The following is a 26,214-nucleotide window of genomic DNA, read 5'->3' as shown; positions in this document are numbered from 1 at the left end:
ACATGACCCAAGTCAAGAAGTTCACCGCCGCTGCCCTGGGCACCCTGCTGCTGGGCACCGCCCTGGCGCAGAGCAAGGACATCATCGTGATCGTGAAGGCCACCAACTCGCCGTACTGGCAGATCGTCCTGAGCGGAGCCAAACAGGCCGGCAAGGACTACGGCGTGAACGTGATCGCGCAGGGGGCCGCCGCCGAGAGCGACATTGCCGGGCAGATCAGCATCCTGGAGAACGCCGCGGCGCGCAAACCCATGGCCATCGTGATCTCCCCGACGGCCAACGATCCGCTGGGTGCCCCGATCGACGCGGTCGCGGCGGCGAAAATCCCGCTGATCATGATCGACTCGGGCGCCAAGACCACCGCCTACACCTCGTTCCTGACGACCAACAACGTGGCCGCCGGGGCGCTCGCGGCCGACGCGCTGGCCGCCGACATCAAGGCCCACACCGGGAAAATCGAGGGCAACGTGGCGATCATGACGTCGCTGCCGGGCGTGGGTTCCCTGACCGCCCGCGACAAGGGCTTCAAGGATCAGCTGGCCAAGAAGTACCCCGGCCTGAAGGTGGTCGCCAACCGCATCGGCGACGACGACGCCACCAAGGCGCTGTCGGTCATGCTCGACATCATGTCGGCCAATCCGAACCTGGTGGGGGTCTTCGCGGACAACCTGACCATGGGCGTGGGCGTGGGCAAGGCGCTGGAGGAGCAGAAGCTGGGCGACAAGGTCTCGGCCGTGAGCTTCGATTCCAGCGACCAGCTCGTGACCTATCTCAAGAACGGCGCCATCGACAGCCTGATCATCCAGGATCCGTACATGATGGGCTACGGCGGCGTGCGCGCCGCGATGCTGGCCGCCAGCGGCAGCAAGCTGCCCAAGGACGTGGACACCGGCGCGTACTCGGTCACGCTGAAGAACATGAACTCGGCGCAGATCCAGGGACTGCTCGATTCCAGCAAGCGCAAGATCGACAAGAACAAGCTGGGGCTGGGCTTCTGACGCCCACGTCCTGACGGTCGGGGCCGCCTGGGCTGGATGCAGGCGGCCCTGACCTGCACGCAAGGAGAACCATGCTGGAATTGCGCGAGATCGACAAACGCTTTCCGGGCACGCACGCCCTGAAGGCGGTCAACCTGGCGGTCGAGCAGGGCACCATCCACGCGATCGTGGGCGAGAACGGCGCGGGCAAGAGCACCCTGATCAAGATCCTGACCGGCGTGTACCGCCGCGACTCCGGCGAGATCCTGGTCGACGGCCAGCCCGCCGACCTGCAGACCCCACTCCAGGCGCAGAGGCTCGGGATCGACGCGGTTCACCAGGAGGTCGTGGTGTGCCGCAGCCTGAGCGTCGCGCAGAACCTCTACCTGGGCATCGAGACATCGCGCCTGGGCCTGATGATCCAGCGCCAGATGGACGCCGAGGCCCAGCGCTTTCTGGACGATCTGGGCTTCCAGATCTCGGCGCGTAGTCCGCTGTCGGCCCTGAGTGTGGGGCAGCAGCAGCTGGTGGTGTGCGCCAAGGCCGTGCTGCGCGGCACGCGCCTGCTGATCCTGGACGAGCCGACCGCTTTTCTGTCCACGCAGGAGGCCGAGCAGCTCGAACGCCTGATCCGCCGGCTGCACGCGCAGGGCACCACCTTCGTGTACATCAGCCACCGCATGGAGGAGATCTTCAACCTGTCGGATACGGTCACGGTGCTGCGCGACGGCGCGGTCGTGCATTCCGGCCCCACGGCGGCCGTGACGCGCGAGCGGCTGGTGTCGCTGATGGCCGGGCGCGACATCGAGAGCTTCTACTACAAAGAGCAGGTGCCGCGAGGCGCGCCCATGCTGAGCGCCGCCCACCTCAGCGGCCACGGCTTTCAGGACGTGAACTTCACCGTGCACGAGGGCGAGATCCTGGGCTTTTTCGGCCTGGTCGGCGCGGGCCGCAGCGAGGTCATGATGTCAATCGCGGGCGCGCGGCCCTACAGCGGGGAACTGCTCAAGGGCGGCCACACGCTGAACACGGCGAATGTCAAATCGGCGCTCAAGGAGGGCGTGGCCCTGATCCCCGAGGACCGCCGGCACCAGAGCCTGTGCTTGTCGCAGTCGATCAAGTTCAACGTGAACCTGCCCACCTACGACCGCGACGCGCGCGGCGGGCTGGTCTCCGCCGCGGCCGAGCAGCGCACCGCGCAGGTGCAGAAGGACTCCCTGAAGATCAAGACGCCCACGCTGGATCTGCCCGCCCGCAAGCTGAGCGGCGGGAACCAGCAGAAGGTCGTGATCGGCAAGTGGCTCAACCACGGCGCCGACCTGTTCATGTTTGACGAACCCACGACCGGCGTGGACATTCCCACCAAGCTGGAGATCTACCGGCTGTTCTCCACCCTGGTGAAGGAGAAGAAGGCCATCTTGCTGGTGTCGTCGTACCTGCCAGAGGTCATGGCGATCAGCGACCGCCTGATCGTGATGCGCGCGGGCCGGGTGGTCGGCGAGGTCGATCCGGCCGTGACCAGCCCGGAGGACATCCTCCACCTGGCGCTCGGATGAGCCGCGCCGCCCGCCCCCCGCTGCCCCGTTCCCGCTGGAGTCCCGCATGAGCGCCAACGACGCCACCCTGAAGCCCACCCGCTCGCTGAACGTCAAGATGCTGATGCAGCTCAGTCTGGTCGCGCTGCTGCTGGCCGTGTGGATCGCGCTGGGCCTCAGCACCGATACCTTCGCCACGCCGGGCAACATCACCAACCTGCTGCGCCAGACCGCCATCGGCGGCGTGCTGGCCATCGGGCAGACCTTCGTGATCATCACGGCCGGCATCGACCTGTCGGTCGGCTCGGTCGTGGCGGTCACGGGCGTGACGCTGGCGCTGCTGGCCAGCCACGGCATGCCGCTGGTGCCCGCGATCTTCCTGGCCCTGCTGCTGGGCTTCGGGATCGGCATGATCAACGCCTTCGCGATCCACAAGCTGGGCCTGCCGCCGTTTATCGCCACGCTGGCCATGCTGTCGGTGGCGCGCGGCTCGGCGCTGCTGCTCACGGGGGGCCAGTCGATCAGCATGCCCAGCTCCGGCTTCACGACCTTTTCCACCACCAACGTGGGACCCGTGCCCAGCCTGTTCGTGGTGCTGCTGCTGGTCGCGGCGGTCGGGTGGGTGCTGCTGCACCGCAGCCGCTGGGGCCGCTACGTGTTCGCGTACGGCTCGAACAAGGAGGCCGCGCGGCTCTCGGGCGTGAACATCGGCGCCGTGGTGTTCTTCGTGTACGGCATCAGCGCGCTGTGCGCGGCCATCGGCGGCGTGCTGGTCGTCAGCCGCATCGGGGTGGGCGTTCCGACCGCCGGCACCGGGTACGAGCTGGACTCGATCGCCGCGAGCGTGATCGGCGGGTCGAGCCTGTTCGGCGGCGAGGGCGGCGTGTTCGGCACCATCCTGGGCGCGCTGCTGATCACCACTATCTCCAACGGCGCGAACCTGCTGGGCGTCGACCCGTTCTGGCAGCAGATCATCACCGGCCTGCTGATCGCCGTGATCGTGTACCTCGACCAGCTGCGCAAGCGGCGGGAGGGCTGAGGGCATGATCCCCGCCGTTCCGGGCCAGCACGTCATCGTGGACAGCCACGTGCACTGCTGGAACCCGCAGGTGATCGAGTATTTCTGGCTGGACGGGGCCGACGAATCGCTGCGCCGGGTCGTCACGCTGGACGAACTCGAACCGCAGCGGCTGGCGGCAGGCGTCACGCACGGCGTGTACGTGCAGGCCAGTCACGACCCGCGCGAGATGGCCTGGGCGCTGCGAATCCTCCGCGCCTTTCCGTGGGTGCGCGGCGTGGTCGGCTGGCTCGATCTGACCGCGCCGGACGGTCTGGACGCCGCTCAGGAGGCGCTGCTGGACGACCGCCTGCGGGGCGTGCGCCACCTGACCCACGACATCCCGCAGGGCGACTGGCTGGCCCGGGCCGACGTCGGGAGGGCGCTGGACGCCCTGGCGGGTCTGGGCCTGAGTCTGGATCTCGTGCTGCGCCCGGAACAGCTTCCGCTGGCGGCCGAGGTGGTGGCCGACCACCCAGATCTCAGCGTGATCCTCGACCACCTGGGCAACCCACCCCTGGCCGACGACGACCTGTACGCCTGGTCGCACGACCTGGCGGCCCTGGCCGCGCTGCCGAACGTGACGGCGAAGGTCTCGGGCCTGCTGACCCGCCTGCGGCCCGGCCAGGACCGTGGCTCCCTGCGGCGGGCCGTAGCCCACGCCTTCGATCTCTTCGGGCCGTCGAGGCTGATGTACGGCGGCGACTGGCCCGTCTCGACGCTGGCGGCCGACTACGCCACGACGCTGGACGCCCTGCGCGCCACGCTGCCGCCCCTCGATTCCGCCCGGGCGCACGGCTTCTGGGCGGGAACGGCCGACCGGGTCTACCGCCTGGGCCTGTTCCCCACGTCCACGTCCAAGGAGGCCCATCCATGACCGCGCACGCCGTACTGCTGCTCCACCCGGACGACACCATCGTGGTGGCGTGCCGGGCCATCCAGGCGGGTGAGACTGTGGACGTGGCGGGGACACCGCTGCTGGTTCGCACCTCGGTCGCGCTGGGTCACAAGCTCGCGCGCACCGACCTGCGGGCAGGCGACCGGGTCTTCCGCTACGGCGCGCCCATCGGCTCCATGACCCACACCGCGCAGGCGGGCGAGCACGTGCACCTGCACAACCTTCAGAGTGACTACCTGCACACGTACACCCTCGACTCTGGCAATGACTTCGTGACGACCGGCCCCACGGACGACCCCCCACCCACAGAGGACCACGTATGACCTATTCCCCGTTTCGTGCGGCGACCACCGGGACAGCGCCGATTGTTGCCTCATCCCGCAGTTCCTGGATCGCCTCCTCGGCCGCGCCGCGCCCGCCGCTCGGAGCGCCCGGTTCCCGGCTCACGCTGCCGGCGGTACGCCCGTGAAGGGCTACCTGCGCCAGGACGGCCGCAAGGGCATCCGCAACGTCATCCTGGTCGGGTATCTGGTCGAGTGCGCGCACCACGTCGCCCGCGAGATCAGCGTGCAGGCGCGGGGGCACGACGTGCAGCTGATCGGCTTCTCCGGCTGCTACCCCAACGCCTACGCGCAGGGCCTGATGGAACAGCTGTGCACCCACACGAACGTGGGCGGCGTGCTGCTGGTCTCGCTGGGCTGCGAGGGCTTCAACCGCCACCGGCTGGAGGACGCCGTGCGCGCCTCGGGCCGCCCGGTGCAGACGCTGGTGATCCAGGAGCGCGGCGGCACCCGCTCGACCACCCGCGAGGGCGTGGCGTGGATCCGTGAGGCCCGGACGGCACTCGACCGTGTGCCGCAGGTGCCGCTCGACTGGTCGGAGCTGATCGTCGGCACGGTGTGCGGCGGGTCAGACGGCACCAGCGGCATGAGTGCCAACCCGGCGGTCGGCGGGGCCTTCGACACCATGGTGGAGCGGGGCGCGACCTGCATCTTCGAGGAGACGGGCGAGTTGATCGGCTGCGAGCACCACATGGCGGGCCGCGCGATCACGCCGGAGCTGGGGCAGGCGCTGGTCGACTCGGTGCACAAGGCGGCGCGGTACTACACCACGCTCGGGCACGGCAGCTTCGCGCCGGGCAACGCCGACGGCGGCCTGACCACCCAGGAGGAGAAGTCGCTGGGGGCGTATGCGAAAAGCGGTCTGGGCCCCATCCACGGTCTGATCCGTCCCGGCGAGCGGGCGCCCGCGCCGGGCCTGTACCTGATGGACGTCATCCCGGACGGCGAGGTGCGCTTCGGCTTCCCGAACATCAACGACACCGCCGAGAACATCGAGATGATCGCCTCGGGCGCGCACCTGATCCTGTTCACGACCGGGCGGGGCAGCGTGGTGGGCAGCGCCATCAGTCCGGTTATCAAGGTCTGCGCGAACCCCGAGACCTACCGACGCATGAGCGAGGACATGGACGTGAACGCGGGCAAGATCCTGGAGGGCGGGGCCACCCTGCCGCAGGTCTCGCAGGAGATCGTCGATCTGGTCGAGGCCGTGGCGAGCGGTCGTCAGAGTGTCAGCGAGGAACTCGGCCACCAGGAGTTCGTGCTGACGTACAAGACCTTCGAGCCGAGCGGGCCGGCGTGCCTGCCGCTGGCGTGACAGCGCCGGTTCCGGCCATGCAGCGAATCGCCAGCGTCATCCGCCTGAGACCCGAGCACCGTGACGAGTACCTGCGCCTGCACGCGAACCCGTGGCCGGAGGTCATGGCGACCCTGAGGCGCGTGGGGGTGAGCAACTACTCGATCTTCCTGCATGGCGACACGCTGTTCTCGTACCTGGAATTCCACGGGAACTCGTGGGAGGAAGCGCAGGCCGAGATTGCCCGCGATCCGAAGACGCGCGAGTGGTGGACCCACACCGATCCCTGTCAGGAACCCGTGCCGGGCGCCCGGCCCGGCGAGTGGTGGTCGACCATGACGCCCGTGTTTCTCCTCGAATGAAGGACACCCATGACTGAACCCGCCACGTTCCCCCTCCACCTGCCCCCCCTGGGCCTGGGCACCGGCACGCAGGGCAACCTGCGCCGCGCCGTGAGCGACGCCGAGGCGGAGCAGGTCTTCCAGGCCGCGTGGGACGCCGGCCTGCGCTACTACGACACGGCTCCGTGGTACGGCCGCGGGCTGGCCGAGGAGCGCCTCGGTGCGTTCCTGCGTGACAAGAACGGCTGGCAGCTGTCGAGCAAGGTGGGCCGCCTGCTGCGCGAGGACGTCCCACCCCACGCCAGCCAGATCGGGGCCTTCGAGGTGAACACGCCCAGAAACGTCGTGTACGACTATTCGTACGACGGCGTGATGCGCTCGTACGAGGAGAGTCTGGAGCGTATGGGTGTGGCTCACATCGACGTGCTGTTCATCCACGATCCGGACGTGGTCGGGGTGGGCGTGCGCGAGCTGATGGCCGGCGCGCACCGGGCGCTGGTGGACCTGCGCGACCAGGGCGCCATCCGGGGCTTCGGGGCGGGCATGAACGAGTGGCAGCTGCCGCTGGAACTGGTGCGCGCCGGGGACTTCGACACCTTCCTGCTGGCGGGCCGCTACACGCTGCTGGAACAGGAGTCGCTGCCGTTCATGGACGAGTGTGCGCGGCGCGGCGCGCGGGTGGTGATCGGCGGGGTGTTCAACTCCGGCCTGCTCGCCAACCCCCGACCCGGCGCGAACTACAACTACGCGGCCGCGCCAGAGGGCGTGCTGGAGCGCGCGCTACGGCTCCAGGAGGTCTGCGCGGCGCACGGCGTGCCGTTGACCACCGCGGCCCTCCAGTTCGTCTACGGGCATCCGGCGGTGGCGTCAGTGCTGGTCGCGGATCACCATCCGGAGCGGATCCTGCAGAACGTGGCGGCACTCCAGACCGCCGTGCCCGGGGCCCTGTGGACGGAGTTGCGCGCCCAGGGCCTGATCGATCCGGCCGCCCCCCTGCCCCGACCCCCGACGGCGAGCGCCCGATGACCCGCCCTTCAAAGGAGCCCATGACCGAGCCATCCATGAAACGACTGACCGGAAAAACCATTCTCGTGACGGCGGCGGGCCAGGGCATCGGCCGCGCCATCGCCGAGCGGCTGGCCGCCGAGGGCGCGGATCTGATCGCCACGGACCTGCGGCACGGGCTCCTGGACGGCCTGCCGGGCCGCCTGGAAGCGCTGGACGTGACCGACGGCGCGGCCATCCGCACGCTGATCGGAGGCCTGGATGCCCTCCAGGGGCTGGTGAACTGCGCCGGGATGGTGCCCCACGGGGACATCCTGGCCTGCGATGAACCCGAGTGGCGCCGCGCCTTCACGCTGAACGTGGACGCCGCCTACCACACCACCCGCGCCGCCGTGCCGCTGCTGCTCGCGCAGGGGGGCAGCGTCGTGAACATCGCCAGCGTGGTCTCCAGCGTGAAGGGCGCCCCGAACCGCTTCGCGTACGGCGCGACCAAGGCGGCCCTGATCGGCATGACCAAGGCCGTCGCCGCCGACTACGTGACGCGCGGCGTGCGCGCCAACGCCATCTGCCCCGGCACCGTGGATTCGCCGTCGTGGCGCGGGCGCGTGGATGAGCAGTCGCAGGCGCGCGGCGTGGCCCGCGAGGTCGTCGAGGCCGAATTCGTGGCCCGGCAGCCGATGGGCCGGGTCGGCACGCCAGGTGAGGTCGCGGCGCTCGCGGCGTACCTGCTGAGTGACGAGTCCGCGTTCACGACCGGGCAGGTTCACGTGATCGACGGGGGGTGGTCGAACTGATACGGACTCTGCTTGACGGCGCCACAACCGGGAACATGCCACTTGCGGTTTCATTCCGCGAAGCCGGTATGGTTCCCTGCCCGCAGCCGCTCGGAGGTTCAAGTGTCTCCGAAGCCGGTTCATCGGGAGCCGCATGAAACTGCTGCGCTACGGCGAGGCGGGCCACGAACGGCCGGGACTGCTCGATGCCGGCGGACAGCTCCGCGACCTGTCTTCCCTGATCCCGGATCTCGGACCGGGCACCCTGGACGACGCCACCCTGGCGTGGCTGCGGGCGCTCGATCCGGACACGTTGCCGGTCGTGGCCACGCCGGGCCGCCTGGGACCGTGCGTGGCGGGCGTGGGGAAGTTCGTGTGCATCGGCCTGAATTACCGCGACCATGCCGACGAGACCGGGGCTCCCTACCCTGCCGAACCGATCCTGTTCATGAAGGCGACCAGCAGCATCCAGGGGCCGGACGACGACGTGATCCTGCCGCGCGGCAGCGTCAAGAGCGACTGGGAGGTCGAACTGGGCGTGGTGATCGGCCGCGCGGCCAAGCACGTCACGGAGGCCCAGGCCCTGGACTTCGTGGCGGGATACTGCGTGATCAACGACCTCTCGGAACGCGAATTCCAGATCGAGCGGGGCGGCACGTGGGACAAGGGCAAGGGCTGCGATACCTTCGGGCCGCTGGGACCATGGTTGGTCACGCGCGACGAGGTGCCGGATCCGCAGGCGCTGCGCCTGTGGCTCGACCTGGATGGGGTGCGCCGTCAGGACGGCACCACTGCGAACATGATCTTCACCGTGGCGCAGATCGTCAGTTACGTCAGCGACTTCATGACCCTGCACCCGGGCGACGTGATCAGCACCGGCACGCCGCACGGCGTAGGACTGGGCTGCACGCCGCCCGAGTACCTGCGCGCCGGCCAGGTCATGAAGCTCGGCATTGAGGGCCTGGGGGTGCAGACCCAGCAGGTACGGGCCTTCGAGACCGCGCCATGAGGTGAGGCGCGGGGTGAGGCCCTTGCCTGTTGAAGCTTGACCGCCTGCATATCCAGTCGTGTATCCTCTGGCTACGGAGGACGTCATGACTGCCACGCCCGACCCCGTCGCCCTGACACTCACGCAGGCCCTGAAAAGCTACGACCTCGACACCCTGCTCAACACCCTCACTGCCCATGGCGGCGCGCGCGCGACCAAGCAGCGCCGCGCGAACCTTGTGCGCGTGTTCCGCGCGGCCGAGAGCGAGCACATCAACCTGCTCGTTCCCCCGGACGACTTCCACCCGTGGCTTCGGCGTACCCTGACCACCAACGAGAACGGAACGCCCGCCAAGCCGAACTCGGTCGTGTCTCGCCTGAGCGCGCTGCGCACCCTCTACCGTGACCTGCGCGCCCAGGGCCTGCTGTACATCGATCCCCTGCTGGATTACGCGGCTCCCAGTGGCGAGACTGGGAAGACGCCGCTGCCCACACGGGCGGACATCGAGGCGCTGATCGCCGAGGCGCGCGCCCAGAAGGACGCGGCCCTCACGGCGGCGCTGCTGCTTCTGACGCACCACGCCGTGCAGGTCACGGAGATCCTGACCGCCCGCTGGAGCGCCTACCAGCCTGAAAGCGGCACCCTGCTGCGTCACCGTACGGCCACCCGCCTGGACGACCCGACCCTGCGGGCCCTGGACGACATGCTCGCGCAGCAGGGCGGGCCGATGCAATTGGAGACCTTCTCGGGTCGCCGGATCTTCCCCTACGACTCGCAGGATGCGCTGCGCCTGCGGATCTTCCAGTCGTGTCAGCGGGCCGGGCTGGCGTTTTTGCCTCCCAGTGGCCTGCGCCGCTCCGCGTTGCGGGATTATCCCCTGCAGGCGGCCGACGCCGGCTTCAGCAATCCGCTGGCCTTCGAGCGGGCGGTGACTCTGGCCCGTCAGGCGGTGGGAGCAGACGATCCCACGCCAGAAGCCAAGCGGCGTTCCACCCGGCCCAGTTCCTGAGGACGAGTAAACCGTTGACTCTGGATCCGTCCAGTCTGAGGACGCGGCAGGATGGGACTCGAGCGGTATCTTTACAGGGATCACCGACTGGCCGGCTCCGCCCGCCTGAGGTGCTGGAGGCCACAGGTATGGATGACGACGCGATTCTGGCCCTGCTGCAGGCGGCCTTTACCCACGTCCGGAGCGGTGACACCGCCGCCCTACGCGGCCTGCTCGACCAAGGGGTGCCGGCCACCCTTCGCAACGAGAAGGGCGACTCGCTGGTCATGCTTGCCAGTTACCACGGCCTGCTCGACACGACCCGCCTGCTGCTCGAACGCGGGGCTGACCCGGATGTCGGCAACGACCAGGGCCAGACGCCCCTGCAGGGGGCCGCGTTCAAGGGGAACCGCGAGATGCTGGAACTGCTGCTCGACCATGGCGCGGCCGTGGAAGGGCGGGGCGGCAACGGGCGCACGGCGCTCATGCTGGCGGCGATGTTTGACCGGACGGATCTGGTAGAGGTTTTGATCGTGCGTGGCGCAGACGTGCACGCACGTGACCCTGGGGGAGCCACTGCCCTCGACGCCGCCCGCACCATGGGCGCCCACGCCACCACCCGGCAACTCGAAGCGCTGATCGGAGCCTGAAGGAAGTGTCCTCGGGGATTCAGGATGGTGCCGGTCGACCTGGCCCTTTGCAGCAGGTCAGTCCAGACGAACCATAAAAAGAAGGAGCCCGCGAGGGCTCCTTCCTGAATAGGTGTGCTGTTACCAGCGGTCGTCGCGACGCGCAGGACGGCTGCTCTCGCCCATGGGCGCAGCTTTGGTCACCACGATGTTCTTGGCCTGGGGGCCTTTGCCACGTTCGCCGGGTTCGACGTCGAATTCGACTTCGTCACCTTCGTTGAGCTTCTTGAAGCCGGTGCTCTGGATTGCGCTGAAGTGCGCGAACACGTCCGGGCTCCCGGGCGTCTCGATGAATCCGAATCCTTTTTCCGCGTTGAACCATTTCACTTTCCCTGCAGCCATCTTATACTCCTTGGTCTTCCATAGACGGGGCGGCACCGGGTGGTTACCTGGCGCCGCCTGATTCGCGTCGTGAAGGAAAACTACCTGAGCATTGTAGTTCATGTCGGCCCACATGTACACCCATCCGAGCAGGTCACCTCGACAGCCCGCAGGCGCACCGTTGACCAGATCTGCTTCACGGAGTTCTGGTGCGATTTTGCCCGTTGGCAGCATGAGATGCACAGGTCTGTCCGCGGTACAGGGCAATCCGGACATAGTCGACAGGTGGGTCGAACGGCGAGATCTCGACGGGTTGCAGTCGGGCCCGTCAGGCCAGATAAACCATAGGGAACTCCTGATCCGAGTGATACGGCGCTCAGGCACCATTCCGCCGTGGGTTCATTCCGTCGCCTCTCCACAAATGACAGAACGCCCGGCGCTGACCGGGCGTCTGGGAAACGGTGGCGCGTCAGCGGGTGGTGAGCGCTTCCTCGCGGTGGGCCAGATACCAGGCGTAGGTCTTCTCCAGGCCCTCACGCAGGCCGGTGTGGGCACTCCAGCCCAGAGCCGCCAGTCGGGAGACGTCCATCAACTTGCGCGGCGTACCGTCGGGCTTGCTGGCATCGAACGCCAGATCACCCTGGAAGCCGACCACATCCGCGATCAGGTGCGCCAGGTCGCGGATGGTGAGATCCTCGCCGGTGCCGATGTTGATCGGGCCGGGCTCCGACACCCGTTCCATCAGGAACAGGCAGGCGTCGGCGAGGTCATCCACGTACAGGAATTCACGCAGGGGCGTCCCCGACCCCCAGACCTCGACGGTCTTTGCCCCCGCTTCCTTGGCGTCGATCATCTTGCGCAGCAGCGCGGGCAGCACGTGCGAGCCCTTCAGGTCGAAGTTGTCGCCGGGGCCGTAGAGGTTGGTTGGCATGCCCGAGATGAAGTCCGCACCGTACTGCGTGCGGTAGGAGTCGCACAGTTCGATGGCGGCGATCTTCGCCACGGCATATGCGCGGTTGGTGTCCTCCAGCGGGCCAGTCAGCAGGTACTCTTCTTTCAGGGGCTGCGGGGCCAGACGCGGGTAGATGCAGCTGGATCCCAGGTTCAGCAGTTTGGTGACGCCGTGTTCGTGGGCGGCATTGATGACGTTCGCGGCGATCATCAGGTTGTCGAACAGGAACTGCGCGGGGTACGTGGAGTTCGCGAGAATCCCGCCCACCTTCGCAGCCGCAAGGAACACGAACTGAGGGCGCTCGGCGGCGAAGAAGTCGCGCACGGCGGCCTGGTCACGCAGATCCAGCTCGCGGCTGGTGCGGGTGATGAGGTTCGTGTGCCCGGCCGCCTGGAGGCGGCTGAGGATCGCTCCGCCCACCAGGCCACGGTGCCCGGCCACGTAGATCCGCGAGTCCGGCTGCAGCACCGGCATCAGGTGTTCCCCACGCCCTTGAGGGCGATCTGGTGGCCAGCGTCGATCAGGGTGCGTTCCTGCGTGGCGAGTTCCAGGTCATGGTCGACCATTTCCTGCACGAGCTGCGCGAAGGACGTCTTGGGCGTCCAGCCAAGCGCCTCGCGGGTTTCGGTGGCGTCGCCGAGCAGGTAATCCACTTCGGCCGGGCGGAAGTAGCGGGGATCGATCTCGATGTACTCGTCGGCGTCCAGGCCCACGAGGTCGAAGGCCCGCTGCGCGAACTCCCGCACCGAGTACGCCTCGCCGGTCGCGATGCAGTAGTCGCGGGGGCTGTCCTGCTGGAGCATCATCCACATGGCTTCCACGTAGTCGCGGGCGTGGCCCCAGTCGCGCTTGGCTTCCAGGTTGCCCAGGTACAGCTTGGGCTGCAGGCCCAGCTTGATGCGGCCGACCGCGCGGGTGATCTTGCGGGTCACGAAGGTCTCGCCGCGCCGGGGGGACTCGTGGTTGAACAGGATGCCGTTGCAGGAGTACATGTCGTACGCCTCGCGGTGGTTCACGGTCTGCCAGTACGAGTACACCTTGGCGACCGCGTAGGGGCTGCGCGGGTGGAAGGGCGTGTGCAGGCCCTGCGGTGGGGGCGCGGCCCCGAACATCTCGCTGGAGCTGGCCTGGTAGAAGCGCACCTGCTTGCCCGTGCGGTCCTGATAGTCACGGATGGCTTCCAGCAATCTCAGGGTGCCCAGGCCGGTCACGTCGGCGGTGTACTCGGCCTGGTCGTAGCTGACCTTCACGTGGCTCTGTGCGCCCAGGTTGTACACCTCGTCGGGCTGGACACGTTCGATCAGGAGGCGCAGGCCGCTGGCATCCGAGAGGTCACCGTAGTGCAGGAGCATCTTCGCGCCGCTCTCGTGGGGATCTTTGTACAGGTGGTCGATGCGGTCTGTGTTGAAGGTCGAGGCGCGGCGGATGATGCCGTGCACTTCATAGCCCTTGGAGAGCAGCAGTTCGGTCAGGTACGAGCCGTCCTGTCCAGTGATTCCCGTCAGCAGTGCTTTCTTCATGGTGTAACTCCTGTCCTTCCGAGCGGCTCCGGTATGGCCGCGTGTGCTGGCCGCCTACTGTGCCGTATCAGGCCACACTTCGCGTTACTGTCACGCTAATGGGGCGCGCGACGGCTCAACACCGGCGAGCACCGTGGCGCGGTGGCGCTCCCACGCGAGCGCGTCGCGGATTGCCTGCTCGGTGGACAGCTGCGGTGCCCAGTCCATCAGGGTGCGCGCCCGGTCGATCACGGCGCACGCTCCGGCCGAGTCGCCGGGCCGACGGGGCGCCTTGCCCGCAGTCAGGGGCACACCAGACGCCCTTCCGAACGCCTGCACGAGTTCGCGAACCGTCACGCCCTGCCCGGTGCCGAGGTTGATCGGCAGGAAGGTGTCGTCCATGCCCGCTGTGGCGGCCCTGGCGAAGATCACATCGAAGGACTCCACCGCCTGCACATGCGCCTGCGCCAGATCCCAGACGTGAATGTAGTCGCGCAGGCCTGTCCCGTCACGGGTATCGAAATCCGTGCCGGTGATGTTGAACACGGGCGAGCGCCCGGCGGCGGCCTCCATGATGCGGCCCAGCACGTGTGACGGCTGGCGCAGGTACGGCCCGGAACGCAGCTGCGGATCGGCCCCGACCGGGTTGAAGTACCGCAGGGCAATCCCACGGGCGCCGCCCGCGCGGCACACGTCCTCCAGGATCTGCTCGGTCATCGCCTTGGTACGGGCATAGGGGCTCAGGGGCCGCAGGGGGCTGTCTTCCGACACGGTCATGGTGGCCGAGGCGTCGTAGACGGCGGCGCTGGATGAGAAGAGCAGCCGCCGCACGCCCCGCCCGATCAGGGTATCGAACAGGGCCAGGGCGCCCGCGACGTTCGCCCGGTAGTAGCGGCCCGGCTGCTCCACCGACTCCGGCACCACGATCAGGGCCGCGAGATGAATCACCGCGCCGATCTGCGGGTGCGCCTCCAGGATCCGCTCCACGAGGGCCGTGTCCGCAATGTCCCCGCGGTAGAAGGGGCGGCCGCGCGTGAATTCCTCACGGCCCTGCACCAACGAGTCCAGCACGACCGGCGTGTGGCCACGGTCTTCCAGCGCCGAACAGACCGTGGAACCGATGTAGCCCGCCCCGCCCGTGACGAGCACGGTGAGCGGGGCGGGCGGTGAAAGCGTGGTCATACCCGGAGCTTAACAGGGGGGTCAGCGCTGCTCAGCGCTCCGGCTGTTCCCCCGGCGGGGGCAGACGCCACGTCACGCGAAGCGTTCGAGCTCGGGGGACTTCTTGAGCTGCTGCACGACCTGCTTGATGTCCTGCGTGCGGTCCTTGCGCACGACCAGGGTGACGTCTCCGGCGCGCACCACGACCACATCCTCCAGGCCGATGGTGGCGATCAGATCGTCGCCGCCGGTGGTGTACATGATCGCCCCGCCGGTATCGAGGCTGACGGTGCGCCCCACCGTGACGTTGCTGCCGTCCCCCTTGAGCAGGCGTTCCAGGGCGTTCCAGTCGCCCAGGTCGTCCCAGCCGAAGGAGGCGGGAATCACGACCACGTTCTGGGCCCGTTCCATGATCGCGTAATCGACGCTGATCTTCGGCAGGTTCGGGTACACGGCGCGCAGACCGCCCCGGACTTTCGCGGCCTCGGCCATCGGGGTGTACAGCTCCGGCACCAGCGTCTCGAAGGCCCTGAGAATGCTCTGCACCCGCCAGATGAACATGCCGGAGTTCCACATGAAGTTGCCGGTCGCCAGGAACGCCCGGGCCGTGTCGGCGTCGGGCTTCTCGGTGAAACGCGCCACGCGGTGGATGCCGCTGCCGACCTCCGCGCCGAGCTCGATGTAGCCGTAGCCGGTGGCAGGGTAGGCGGGCGTCATGCCGATGGTGATCAGGTCGTCGTGTGCCGTGGCGTGCGCCACGGCCTTCTGAATCACGGCGTTGAAGGCCTCCGGATCGTCCACGCGGTGATCGGCCGGAAAGACGCCCATGATGGCGTCCGGGTCGTCCTTGGCAATGGTGAGCGCGCCGTACAGGATCGCGGCGGCCGTGTCGCGCGCGACGGGTTCGACCAGCAGGTTTTCCAGGGGCAGGTCCGGCAGATGCTCCAGAACGTTGCTGCGCTGGTCGTTCGCGGTGACGACCATCAACTGCTCCATACCGTCACTCAGGGCACTCAGGCGGGCGGCGGTCACCTGAATCAGGGAACGGCCGCCCGTTTCGAGGGTCAGGAACTGCTTGGGTTTGCTTTTGCGGGACAGGGGCCAGAACCGCTCGCCGCTGCCACCAGCCAGGATCACCGGGTAGAACATCGTCACTCCTTGTTGGGACGGTGAGATCGGGAGGGAGGAGCGTGCCCGCGCGGGGCCGCTGCAGCCCCCCCCATGATGGCACCGACGGCCCCCGAACGATGGGAACATTCTCGGGAAGCGCTTCCCCTGACAGGCTACCCTGTCGGGTGATGAAGTTGACATTCGGTACGGATGGCTGGCGAGGCGTGATCGCCGACGAGTTCACGGTCGCCAATACGCGCCGCGTGGCGCTGGCCCACGCGCTGGCCCTCAAGGAGACGGGCGGGACGACGGCGGCCGTGGCGCACGACACGCGCTTTCTCGGTGACCGCTTCGCGCGAGCGGCCGCCGAGACCCTGCAGGCGGCCGGGCTGGACGTGACGCTCCTGAAGGGGCCGACGCCCACGCCCGCGCTGTCGTATGCGGTGAAGACCGAGGGGCGGGCGGGCGGCGTGATGATCACCGCCAGCCACAACCCGCCGATCTACCAGGGCTACAAACTCAAGGGCCCATACGGGGGAAGCGCCACTCCCGCCCTGGTGAGCGAGGTCGAGCGCCGCATCGACGCGCCCGCGGCCCCAGCACCGGGCGGCACCCTGACCGAGACGTCCGTGCAGGAGGAGTACCTGCGGGCGATCAGTGAACACATCGACCTGGGCGCGATCAACCGGGCGGGCGTACCGCTGTACCACGACGCCATGCACGGGGCCGCGAGCGGCTGGCTGGAAACCTTCGCGGCGCGTTTCCTGACGGTGCCGTTCCACGGCCTGCGGAACACCCCCAGCCCCCTGTTCGGGGGCGTCAATCCCGAACCGATCGAGTCGAACCTCGGCGCCACGATGGACGCCATGCGGGACGTGCCCGGGCCGGCCTTCGCGGTGATCACCGACGGGGACGCCGACCGGGTGGGCGCGGTGCTCGCTGGCGGCCGCTTCTTCAACTCGCACCAGATCTTTGCCGTGCTGCTGCACCACCTCGCGAAGCAGGGCAAGCGCGGCCGCGTGATCCGCACGGTGTCGACCAGCGGCATCATCCAGCGGCTGGCCGACCACCACGGACTGGAAGTCGTGCAGACCCCGGTGGGCTTCAAGTACATCACCGAAGCCTTCCTGGAGGGCGACGCCGATCCCGCGAAGGCCGTGCTGATCGGCGGGGAGGAATCGGGCGGAATCGGCGTCCAGGGCTGGCTGCCGGAACGTGATGGGCTCTTCAATGGCCTGCTGCTGCTGGAGACGGTCGCGGCGAGTGGCAAGGGCCTCGGAGAGCAGTTCGCGGAGATCGAGGCGCTGACCGGCATGCAGCACCATTACGACCGCGTGGATCTTCACCTGTCGGGCGACCTCGACCGCGAGGGACTGAAGCAGGCCACTATGGCCACGAAGGCGCTGCTCCACCACCCAGTCACGGAGGTCGTGACGCTCGATGGCGTGAAACTGGTCTTCGACGGAGGCTTCGGCATGGTACGCGCCTCGGGCACCGAGCCGGTGGTGCGGCTGTACGTGGAAGCCCCCAGCCCGGACGAGGTGCAGGCCACCCTACGCCAGCTCGAGGAACTCGCGCGGCGTTTCGTGCACTGACCGAAGCCGTCATGGCCGCTCAGGCGACTCTCAGCAAGCCTGAAGTCAGCCTTCATGAACGTGTGGGGCGTGCAAGTGAAGCGATTGCTTAGCGATGGGGCCGCTAGCCTCGCCCAGACGGCCCGCCACCGGCTTGCACACCTAAATCCGGCCCGTGGCGCCCTTGCCCCGCACCCCCACAAAGGATTTTTCCCCTCTGATGAGACGACTCTCCAGCCTGCCCGCCCGCCAGATCACCGCCTCCGCCTTCCTCCTGACCGCCCTGATGACGGCGTGCAACCCGCCCGGCGGATCGAGCGGCACTGTCACTGGTGTCAGTGTGTCGCCTCCGAACGCCACTGTGCGTCCCGCCGACACTGTGGCCTTCAGCGCCACGGTGACAGGTACGGGATCCTTCAGTCAGGCTGTGACCTGGAAGTCGAGCGATACCACCATTGTCACTGTGGACGGCAACGGCGTGGCCAAGGGCATCAAGGCCGGCACTGCAACCATCACCGCCACCTCTACGACGGACACGGGCCAGAGTGGCACGGCTACGGTCAAGGTCGACCCGACCGCCTTCCCAAGCGAGGGCGTGAAGATCAACTTCCAGCCGTCGACCTCAACCGCGCCCGCCGGGTATGTGGTCGACAGCGGCGGCGCCTACTCCGACGCGACCGGCTACGGCTGGGTCACGCAGGGTACGCATACGGGCCTGAACATCAGCGCGAACACCCGTGACCGCGCGATCGCCGGCGTGGACGCCCGGTTGAACACCCTGATCCACATGCAGTACGTGGCCGGCAGCTCTAGCCAGGGCGGCGTGGCCACACCAGCCGCGTGGGAGTACAAGGTGCCCAACGGCACCTACACCGTGACGGTCGCCGTGGGCGATGCCAGCAACTCAGTGGATTCCAAACATGTCATCAATGTGGAGAGCCAGCCAACCATCACGGCCTTCACGCCGACGGCCACCCAGCACTTCACCAGCATCACCCGTCGGGTCACGGTCAGTGACGGTCGCATCACGGTCGACGCCATCGGCGGTACAAACACCAAGCTCGATTACGTGATCATCGCCCCCGGAAACCGCCCGAGCGTCGCCACGCCCACCCCGCAGGAAGGACAGACCATGTTCAACCCGGCTGGGTCATTCAGCGCGGAACTGAACGTCATCGCCAGTACGGGTGCCAAGGGCAGCGGGCTGGATTCCACCACGCTGACCAGCAGCACCGTCAGCCTCAAGGAAGACGTGACGGGCACCGCCGTGGCGATTTCCCCGAACACCTCGGGCGGCGGGGACGTCATCGTGGTGAAGCCCACGGCGACCCTCAAAGAGAACACCAAATACCGCCTGAGGATCAGCAGCGGCGTGAAAGACGTGAACGGTCTCCTGCTGTTGCCCTACGAGACGACCTTCACGACCGGCACGGCGAGCAACAACACGGGTGGCCTGGCCTTCACCCAGGTGAATCTGCCCACCGTGCCCACGACGTATGCCTACACCTCCGTCGAGATGGGCCCGGACGGGAAGCTCTATGCCTCGACCCTGACCGGGGAGATTCTGCGCTTTGCCATCAACGCCGACGGCACGCTGGGCACCCCGGAGATCCTCAAGGGCCTGATCAATGCACAGGGCCCGCGCACCGTGATCGGCCTGAAGTTCGATCCCAGCTCCACCGCCGACAACCTGAAGCTATGGATCAGCAACAACGCCTTTTACAACGTGCTCGACAAGTCCAACCCGCCCGCGAACTTCACGGGCAAGATTACCCTCCTGAGCGGTCCGAACCTGGATACCGTGCAGGACTACGTGATCGGCCTGCCCCGCTCGGTGAAGGATCACATGACCAACTCCGTGAACTTCAACCCGAAGGAAGCGGGCGTGCTGTACTTCATGCAGGGCAGCAACTCCGCCATGGGAGCGCGCGACGCCACGTGGGGCAACCGAGACGAGTCACTGCTGAGCGGCGCCATGCTGCGGCTTGACCTGAGCAAGCTGTCGACGCTGCCGCTCAACGTCGCGGATTCCAGCGGCTATAACTCCTACGCCGCAAACGCTCCCCTGACCTTGTACGCGACCGGTATCCGGAACGCGTATGACCTGGTGTTCCACAAGAACGGCAACATCTACACGCCTACCAACGGTTCGGCTGCCGGTGGCAACACGCCTGGGAGTACCGCTGGGGCGCAGTGCGCCAACGGCACCACCTACAATGGCCCGGTTGTTCCCCCGCTCACCAACGCGACCGTGCAGAACGACTACCTGTTCCGCGTGGTGAAGGGTGGCTATTACGGCCACCCGAACCCGCTGCGCTGCGAGTTTGTGATGAACGGCGGGAATCCCACCAACGTCACCGATCCTGCCGAGGTGGTCGCGTCCGGGCAGAACGCCGGCTATCCGGTCGGCACCATGCCCGATGCGAACTGGCGGGGCTTCGCCTACAACTTCGGCCTCCATGCTTCGGCCGACGGTGCCATCGAGGAATACACCACTGCAGGCGGCCAGAACGTCAACGACAAGCTGCTGGTGGTGCGTTACAGCGTCGGCAAGGACGTGATTGTCCTGACGCCGGACAGTTCCGGCAACATCCCTGACACCGGGGTTCAGACTGGTGTAGCTGGCCTGACCTTCGCGGGGAACGGCACGTCCCTCTCGCCGCTGGACATCACCGAGAACCGCGCCAACGGCAACCTGTACGTCGCGCTGCTCGATGAATCGAACGGCAACGGTCTGATCAAGCTCGCCAAGCCGAAGTAACAACCAACACCGCACCACCGCCCACCAGCTCACGCTGGCGGGCGGCCTTATTTGTCGAGGGCGACCACCGGGCCACACTGAGCTATTGAAGGCCGCAGGCCAGCATCTGGGGCGCATGAGTTCGCGATCATGCGTGGTCAGCGCTTCATCATCAAGGACGTCCACACTGGAGGGGAGCAGTTTCCTCTTCCTTCCCCTAGGTGACCACCATGCCCACCATGAACCGCTGGACACTCCTTCTTCCCTTGCTGGTGGGTGCCAGCCTTGCCGCCGCTCCAGCATCCACTCGGCCCAGCCCCCCAGTCACCCAGATCACGCTCAGCAGTGGCACCGTGCAGAGCGTGGCCTTCAGCGCCCGTGGCGACGTCTTGGCCACAGGTGACAGCGCCGGTCATCTCGACCTCTGGACACGCAGTGGCCACGCGATGGGCCAACTCGTTCAACCGGCCGGGATCAGTGCCGTGGCGTTCTCCCCAGATGGTCGCTGGCTGGCGACGGCAGGGACGGATGGGCACGTTCGGGTGTGGAACGTACCGTCCCGGCAGCAGAAGTGGGATCGCGCGACAGGTGCGTACTACGTCACGTCGGTGGCTTTCAGTCCGGACAGTGGCACCCTCGCAAGTGGTGGCGGAAACCCTCTACCCGGTTCGGCGGACAAGGTGCAGCTCTGGAATGTCATGTCCGGAAACCTGAGGAGCACCCTGAACGGACATGACGATGTCGTGACGTCCGTGGCGTTCGATCCTACAGGCACCTTTCTCGCCAGCGGCAGCCGCGACCGCAGTGTGCGGCTGTGGCGGCTGGCGACCCTGACGCAGGAGCGCGTCCTCACAGGGCACAGCGATTTCGTGAGTGCCGTGGCCTTTAGTCCAAACGGACGGACCCTCGCCAGTGCCAGCTGGGATACGGGTGTCCGCCTGTGGAACGTGGCGGACAGCGCGGCGCGAGCCACTTTGAAGGGCCACACGGCTCCCGTGGTGAGCCTGGCGTTCTCGAAAGATGGCGCGGTGCTCGCCAGTGGCGCAGAAGACAGCCGCATCCTGACCTGGAATACCCAGGATGGCCAGGCGATCGGTGAGGTCGGCCGCATGCAGGACAGCATCAAGGCCCTGAGTTTCGGCACGCGCGGCCTGCTTGCCGCCGGAAGTGTGCGACAGGTCAACCTCTGGCAGCTGAAGACCGGTTCTCCCTAGGAGGGCCTGAGCTGCACACATCTGATGGCCAGTGAGAAGCCTCCCGACGATCAGATCGGGAGGCTCTACGCTTGACGTGGTTGAGAGGGCGCCGCTACGGTCAGCGGCCGGTGTACCGTTCAGGCCGCATCTCGGTACTGGGGGTCTGGCGCAGGTTCGCGAGCAGCAGGGCCAGGGCCGTGGCGGTCAGCATGGCCAGCAGGGCGGAGAGCAGCGCGCTGCGCAGCGGACGGGGCGCGACGGAGCCGGACGGATCGATGGCTGGCGAGACGACGTCCAGGGTGCCGGCTGCGCTGCTGACCGACGCACCGACCAGGGCGAGATCCTGCAGCAGGCGGGCGCGGGTGTCCTGGTAGGCCGAGGCATTGATGTTGTTGTCGGGCGTCTCGGTGTTCAAGGCCGTCAGCTGCTGCTGGAGGCTGGCACGGGCCTTGGCCATGCGGGCCTGGGCACGCTTGGTGTCCCAGGCGACCAGGGAGGTCACGGCGGCGTTGGCCAGGACGCGGGCGGCGGCGGGGGTGCCCGCCCGGCCATTGATGGTGTAGACGCCGCCGTTGTTCGTCTCGTTCTCAGTCACGAGCTGAAGGGATTTGACGCTGTCGGCGGTGATCTCGCTCTTCAGGCTGGTCACGATGGTGCTGATCTGACCCTGCGGCAGGCCGGAGGCTTGAACTCGGCTGATCACGTCGAGCACGACTGCCGGAGAGATCAGGGCCTGTCGCAGCGCGCCCTGAGGCAGTGCCGGAGCCGAGTACAGGCTGTCACCCAGCTGGTTGTTGTTGCTGGAGCTGACCAGCACGGAACTTCCGGCCTGGTACACCTTTGGTTGCCCCGAGGTCACGACGTAGCCCAGCACACCCGCCAGGACAGCCGCTCCCACGATCGGGAAGGCAGACCGTGCCAGCGTACTCATCACGGGAAGGGTGTCAACATCAAGGGCGCGCGGGCGCTGAACGGAGTCAATCATAGAAGTTCCTTTTGGGTGGTCACGGAAGGACGGCGCGTACCTCATCTCGATCACCAGCTTGACGTCCCTGCCGTAAACATAACGCTGAAGTGCATGGTGCCCCCGCCGGGGGCCGCTCAGCCGGTGCGGGAGCCGAGCAACTGCTTCAGGAACAGGCCCACGAACCGGGGATTGTGCCGCGCATACCGCTTCCACAGGCGCCGGGGCTCCATCACCAGCCGGAACAGCCATTCCAGACCCATGCGTTGCAGGGCGCCAGGCGCCTGCCGCACCCGTCCGGAATGGAAATCGAAGGCGGCCCCGATGCCGAGCATGACCGCCGGGATCCGGCCGGCGTGGGCGGCCATCCAGCGTTCCTGTTTGGGGCAGCCGATACCCACCATGACGATGCGTGCGCCGGACTCCACGATCTGCCGCGTGTACTCGGCGTCCTCCTCGGCGGTGGGCGTGCGGAACGGAGGCGAGATCAGGCAGGGCAGCTGGATACCGGGGAAGCGCTCGCGCAGCACCGCCGCGAAGGCCTCCAGGCTCTCGGGGGTTCCACCGTACAGGGCGACGGGCAGACCGTCGCGCGCGGCCCGCTCGCACACGTGCATGGTGAGCTCCGGACCGTAGACGCGACTCACGTTCGGAACTTTCAGGGCCTTGAGGGCCCAGACCAGCGGCACACCGTCGGCGGTCACCAGGCTGGCGTTGTTCACGACCTGTTTGAATTCCACGCTGTCATGGGCTTCCATCACCATGTGCACGTTCGAGCAGCACACGTAGCGGGATTCGCCCTGGGCGGCCCAGCGGGCAATGCGTTCCGTGGCATCGGCATAATCGGTGGCGTCCACACGCATTCCGAGAATCTCGCGGTGGGTGGGGGCCGGTAGGCCCGAAGTGATGGTCGTCATAGTTCCTCCCCGCGCCGGTACAGCTCCAGCGCCGCTATCCCGAAGCCCATGACGCTCCAGAACCAGATGCCGCCCTGCGGCCCTTCGATATAGACGTCGAACGAGGCGTTCACGATGAAGGCCAGCCAGTACGAGAGCAGCCACAGGTGGACGTTCGCCCACATGATCTGCCCCTGGCGCCGGGCGCGCACGAAGGCCAGGAACAGGCTGAAGGCAAACGCGCCGTTCAGCACGATCCAGCTGGCCAGTCCGGGCACTCCGGAGCGGCCCAGGATCGAGAAGTGGATGGAGTGCGGATTGCGGAGCGACTGGTCGGCATGCACCTGGAAGCCGTCGGAGTTTGCGAGGTTGACGCCGTAGCCCTTCCCGGTCCAGAAGTAATCGCCATGCAGGGTGTAGCCCTCGATCTTGTGCCACCAGTTCAGGCGCCACGTGCGGGTGCCGTCCACGGCGGTGTCGCCGGTGCCGCCCGCCACGCTCTCCAGGGCGATCATCAGGCCGTCGATGGAAAGTTCACGGCCGCTCCTGGTTTCATAGCGGGGATTGATGACGACCAGCAGCGAGAAGATCGCCGCCGCCACGAACAGCAGTTTGCCCCACCGCGCCAGCGGCCGGAAGGCGAGGATGCACGCCAGCGCCGCGATGATCGAGAGCAGTGAGGCGCGGCTGCTGATCAGGCCGGCCGTGCCGAGCAGCCACACGGTCCACCACCACCATTCATGCCGTCTGGACAGCACCGACTGGATCACGGAGGGCGCGGACACCCGCACCCGCGCGAGCCCCAGCAGGAGAAAGCCCATCATGCCGGCCAGATGGACGGCCAGGTCGCCCGCCTTGACGTACAGGATCTCCCCGCCGCTGGTGGGCCAAGTGGGAATCTTGGAATGCACCAGGTTGGTCGTCCACAGGGCGATGGGTCCGAAGACCAGCAGGTACGGAATGAGCGTGCCGTAGCGGTCGATCGCCCACTTGAGCCGACCCTGCTGGACGACCAGCACGGCCACGATCAGGGCGAACAGCGAGTAGTACCACGTCGCCGCGTCGCGGATGGCATCGAGGTGGTACTGGGAGTAATGCGGGACGGTGCTGCGTAGCCCCACGAGGATGAAGACCACGACCAGCGCCGCGAGGCCCCAGGTGTGCCGCAGGCGCGTGCCCTGCCACAGCGCCATGCCAGCGCCGAGCACCCCCAGGATCATGGTGAGTTCCCCGATGAACAGTGGAGGCACCCCAAAGTAGGCGTACCCGCGTCCCAGGAAGGCGTAGCCGGCCAGTGAGATTCCCACCAGCGCCATCGCGTAGGCGGGCAGACGCTGACCGACCTGCACGAAGAAGGTCAGGGCGAGCAGCCCCACGCCCGCCAGGACGGCCAGGGTCAACTGCTGGGTGGCGAGCAGGCCCACGGCCAGCGCTGCCACGACGATCACGGCGGTATGAACGGGCCGGACGGGGCGCAGCCGACGCGCAGGGGGTTCAGGGATGGGCAGGGTCATGAAGCACTCCAGGGAGGGACGAGGGGATTCCGGGCGTCATGTGTGGCGCGGCCGTCACAGACCAGCGTGCGCCGCACCACGTCCTGAGCACAGAGAATCATGCCCTGCGTTAACGGAAGGTATCCAGCCCCCAGGGGCGGCGACTCCCCCGGATTATTTCGGGAGAACTCCGATCCGGATGCCGTTGGACTTCAGTTTCGCCTGCCAGCGAGCCGCTTCCTGCTGTTCCATCCGGAGCGTGATGGGACCGGGCAGCGAGACGTTGTTCCGGCAGAGCGTGAGCCCGCTGTCCCCGACGGCGCAGTCCGGGAACCACGTGGGGTTCTGCACGAGTTTGCCCCGGCGGGGATTGGCCCAGCCGATCACATTGTCGCGGGCGATGTTGTTGAAGAAGGTTCTGTAGCGTTTATTCCCACGCATGTCCCAGACGTACACGCCGACATTCTGACCGGTGATCAGCCGGCCATCGGGCAGGAAGCCGCTGGAAACCAGACGGTTGTTGTACGCCAGCAGGTCATGTCCGGCCGACAGGGCGATGCCGGAGTTCGTGCCCACAAGCTGGTTGTTGAAGGCATGGACGTACCCGGCAGCGCCGGCCACCGTCTTCGACGACCCGTCGCCGATGTTCATCCCCGCGCCGTCGTAGCGCAGCTTGGTGGGTTGCACGTTGTAGGCACCCTGGATGTAATTGTCGTGAATCTTGATCGGGCTGCTTGGAACGCCGCTCGACAGGAACATGTTGATGACTTCCTCGGTGCGGCTCTTGCCGGGCTCGTTGATGACCTCATTCCAGGCGATCTCAGCTCCGGAGATGTGCTGCACCTGGTTGAACTGCACGAACTGCGCGACCTGGAACTGCGTGTCGGAAAACTGATCCTTGCCGGTGCTGTACCGGCCGTCGATGTTCCGGGCCTTGTTGCGCAGCACCTTGACCGTCTGCTTGAGGGTGGCCAGGCCGCGGTAGGCGCGCAAGTAGATTCCAGACGTGCCGATCATCTCATTGTTCTGGATCAGGACGCTGCCGAACTCTTCAAGGTGCACGAAGCGTCCGGGCGCGCGGTGCTCCTTGATGGGCCGGCCCGGATTCAGGGCCTCGCCACGCGTATTCCGCACGGTGACATTGGCCTTCTTGAACGCGCTGTATATCAGTTGTCCACGGCTGCGGATGTTCGAGTATTCGATGGTCACCGGCTGGGCTGTGGTGATGGTCACGGCTGGCACCATCGCGTTCTGGCTTTCCCAGTTGCCCCGGTACACCCCGCCCTTGAAAATCGTGATCGGCCCGGCGTACTTGATGGTGGTGGCCGATTCACCCTGACCACATAGACAGCCGACCAGCACGACCGTAGACCAGCTGATTGTTGCGCGCTGCACGGGCTTCCCGCGCGGGCCTCTGAACCC

The 26,214-nt window shown here is 67.2% G+C and carries 24 protein-coding genes; 15 read left to right on the top strand and 9 right to left on the bottom strand.

The window, feature by feature from the left end; genetic code table 11:
- Positions 1-2: 2 nt before the first annotated feature.
- The 12 genes from E7T09_RS09585 to E7T09_RS09530 all read left to right on the top strand — a co-directional run bounded on the left by E7T09_RS09585 (position 3) and on the right by E7T09_RS09530 (position 10,847).
- Positions 3-998 carry an ABC transporter substrate-binding protein gene (locus tag E7T09_RS09585; RefSeq protein ID WP_136388934.1) on the top strand — a complete coding sequence of 332 codons (996 nt, stop codon included), beginning with the start codon at positions 3-5 and terminating at the stop codon, positions 996-998.
- 71 nt (positions 999-1,069) lie between these two features.
- Positions 1,070-2,533: a sugar ABC transporter ATP-binding protein gene (locus tag E7T09_RS09580; protein ID WP_136388933.1), complete on the top strand. Its 1,464-nt coding sequence runs from the start codon at positions 1,070-1,072 to the stop codon at positions 2,531-2,533.
- 46 nt (positions 2,534-2,579) lie between these two features.
- On the top strand, positions 2,580-3,551 hold the full coding sequence (locus E7T09_RS09575; protein ID WP_136388932.1) for an ABC transporter permease: 972 nt from the start codon (positions 2,580-2,582) through the stop codon (positions 3,549-3,551).
- Between the two features lie 4 nt (positions 3,552-3,555).
- A complete protein-coding gene (locus E7T09_RS09570; RefSeq protein WP_136388931.1) occupies positions 3,556-4,446 on the top strand; it encodes an amidohydrolase in 891 nt (296 codons plus the stop codon).
- Positions 4,443-4,790: a UxaA family hydrolase gene (locus tag E7T09_RS09565; protein WP_136388930.1), complete on the top strand. Its 348-nt coding sequence runs from the start codon at positions 4,443-4,445 to the stop codon at positions 4,788-4,790. The genes E7T09_RS09570 and E7T09_RS09565 overlap by 4 nt, the downstream gene beginning before the upstream one ends.
- Before the next feature lie 142 nt (positions 4,791-4,932).
- Positions 4,933-6,123 carry a UxaA family hydrolase gene (locus E7T09_RS09560; protein WP_205746974.1) on the top strand — a complete coding sequence of 397 codons (1,191 nt, stop codon included), beginning with the start codon at positions 4,933-4,935 and terminating at the stop codon, positions 6,121-6,123.
- A gap of 17 nt (positions 6,124-6,140) precedes the next feature.
- Positions 6,141-6,464 (top strand): L-rhamnose mutarotase, encoded by a 324-nt coding sequence (locus E7T09_RS09555; protein WP_136388928.1) that lies wholly within the window; start codon positions 6,141-6,143, stop codon positions 6,462-6,464.
- 9 nt (positions 6,465-6,473) lie between these two features.
- The gene (locus E7T09_RS09550; RefSeq protein WP_136388927.1) at positions 6,474-7,469 is read left to right on the top strand and encodes an aldo/keto reductase; all 996 of its coding nucleotides are present in this window, start codon (positions 6,474-6,476) and stop codon (positions 7,467-7,469) included.
- A 20-nt stretch (positions 7,470-7,489) separates the two neighbouring features.
- Complete coding sequence (locus E7T09_RS09545; protein WP_205746973.1) at positions 7,490-8,242, top strand: SDR family oxidoreductase; 753 nt, start codon at positions 7,490-7,492, stop codon at positions 8,240-8,242.
- Between the two features lie 133 nt (positions 8,243-8,375).
- Positions 8,376-9,230, top strand: a complete 855-nt coding sequence (locus tag E7T09_RS09540; protein WP_136388926.1) for a fumarylacetoacetate hydrolase family protein — start codon at positions 8,376-8,378, stop codon at positions 9,228-9,230.
- 85 nt (positions 9,231-9,315) lie between these two features.
- Positions 9,316-10,218 carry a hypothetical protein gene (locus tag E7T09_RS09535; protein WP_136388925.1) on the top strand — a complete coding sequence of 301 codons (903 nt, stop codon included), beginning with the start codon at positions 9,316-9,318 and terminating at the stop codon, positions 10,216-10,218.
- Between the two features lie 128 nt (positions 10,219-10,346).
- Complete coding sequence (locus E7T09_RS09530) at positions 10,347-10,847, top strand: ankyrin repeat domain-containing protein (RefSeq protein ID WP_136388924.1); 501 nt, start codon at positions 10,347-10,349, stop codon at positions 10,845-10,847.
- 120 nt (positions 10,848-10,967) lie between these two features.
- On the opposite strand, the gene E7T09_RS09525 is transcribed toward E7T09_RS09530, so the two are convergent.
- From E7T09_RS09525 to E7T09_RS09505, 5 genes are all read right to left on the bottom strand, one after another.
- Positions 10,968-11,228, bottom strand: a complete 261-nt coding sequence (locus E7T09_RS09525) for a cold-shock protein (RefSeq protein ID WP_136389026.1) — start codon at positions 11,226-11,228, stop codon at positions 10,968-10,970.
- 448 nt (positions 11,229-11,676) lie between these two features.
- The gene (locus E7T09_RS09520; RefSeq protein ID WP_136388923.1) at positions 11,677-12,633 is read right to left on the bottom strand and encodes a GDP-L-fucose synthase; all 957 of its coding nucleotides are present in this window, start codon (positions 12,631-12,633) and stop codon (positions 11,677-11,679) included.
- On the bottom strand, positions 12,633-13,679 hold the full coding sequence (gmd, locus tag E7T09_RS09515; protein ID WP_136388922.1) for a GDP-mannose 4,6-dehydratase: 1,047 nt from the start codon (positions 13,677-13,679) through the stop codon (positions 12,633-12,635). The genes E7T09_RS09520 and gmd overlap by 1 nt, the downstream gene beginning before the upstream one ends.
- A 90-nt stretch (positions 13,680-13,769) precedes the next feature.
- Complete coding sequence (gene galE, locus E7T09_RS09510; protein WP_136388921.1) at positions 13,770-14,840, bottom strand: UDP-glucose 4-epimerase GalE; 1,071 nt, start codon at positions 14,838-14,840, stop codon at positions 13,770-13,772.
- Between the two features lie 72 nt (positions 14,841-14,912).
- Positions 14,913-15,968 (bottom strand): mannose-1-phosphate guanylyltransferase, encoded by a 1,056-nt coding sequence (locus E7T09_RS09505; RefSeq protein WP_136388920.1) that lies wholly within the window; start codon positions 15,966-15,968, stop codon positions 14,913-14,915.
- A gap of 149 nt (positions 15,969-16,117) precedes the next feature.
- Here E7T09_RS09505 and E7T09_RS09500 point away from each other — a divergent pair, with 149 nt between their 5' ends.
- The 3 genes from E7T09_RS09500 to E7T09_RS09490 all read left to right on the top strand — a co-directional run bounded on the left by E7T09_RS09500 (position 16,118) and on the right by E7T09_RS09490 (position 21,457).
- Positions 16,118-17,524 (top strand): phosphoglucomutase/phosphomannomutase family protein, encoded by a 1,407-nt coding sequence (locus E7T09_RS09500; RefSeq protein ID WP_136388919.1) that lies wholly within the window; start codon positions 16,118-16,120, stop codon positions 17,522-17,524.
- 199 nt (positions 17,525-17,723) lie between these two features.
- A complete protein-coding gene (locus E7T09_RS09495) occupies positions 17,724-20,264 on the top strand; it encodes an Ig-like domain-containing protein (protein WP_136388918.1) in 2,541 nt (846 codons plus the stop codon).
- A gap of 209 nt (positions 20,265-20,473) precedes the next feature.
- A complete protein-coding gene (locus E7T09_RS09490) occupies positions 20,474-21,457 on the top strand; it encodes a WD40 repeat domain-containing protein (protein WP_136388917.1) in 984 nt (327 codons plus the stop codon).
- A 100-nt stretch (positions 21,458-21,557) separates the two neighbouring features.
- Here the strand turns inward: E7T09_RS09490 and E7T09_RS09485 are convergent, their stop codons facing one another.
- The 4 genes from E7T09_RS09485 to E7T09_RS22230 all read right to left on the bottom strand — a co-directional run bounded on the left by E7T09_RS09485 (position 21,558) and on the right by E7T09_RS22230 (position 26,187).
- A complete protein-coding gene (locus tag E7T09_RS09485) occupies positions 21,558-22,370 on the bottom strand; it encodes a hypothetical protein (RefSeq protein WP_136388916.1) in 813 nt (270 codons plus the stop codon).
- Between the two features lie 170 nt (positions 22,371-22,540).
- Positions 22,541-23,320 carry a WecB/TagA/CpsF family glycosyltransferase gene (locus tag E7T09_RS09480; protein ID WP_205746972.1) on the bottom strand — a complete coding sequence of 260 codons (780 nt, stop codon included), beginning with the start codon at positions 23,318-23,320 and terminating at the stop codon, positions 22,541-22,543.
- Positions 23,317-24,813, bottom strand: a complete 1,497-nt coding sequence (locus E7T09_RS09475) for an O-antigen ligase (protein WP_136388915.1) — start codon at positions 24,811-24,813, stop codon at positions 23,317-23,319. Before E7T09_RS09475 ends, E7T09_RS09480 begins: the two co-directional genes overlap by 4 nt.
- A gap of 153 nt (positions 24,814-24,966) precedes the next feature.
- Complete coding sequence (locus E7T09_RS22230) at positions 24,967-26,187, bottom strand: hypothetical protein (protein ID WP_136388914.1); 1,221 nt, start codon at positions 26,185-26,187, stop codon at positions 24,967-24,969.
- Positions 26,188-26,214 lie beyond the last annotated feature (27 nt).

The organism is Deinococcus sp. KSM4-11, assembly GCF_004801415.1.
Taxonomy (GTDB): Bacteria; Deinococcota; Deinococci; order Deinococcales; family Deinococcaceae; genus Deinococcus.
Note: the sequence above shows the minus strand (reverse complement) of the source record. Positions and strands in the feature narration are given on the sequence as shown.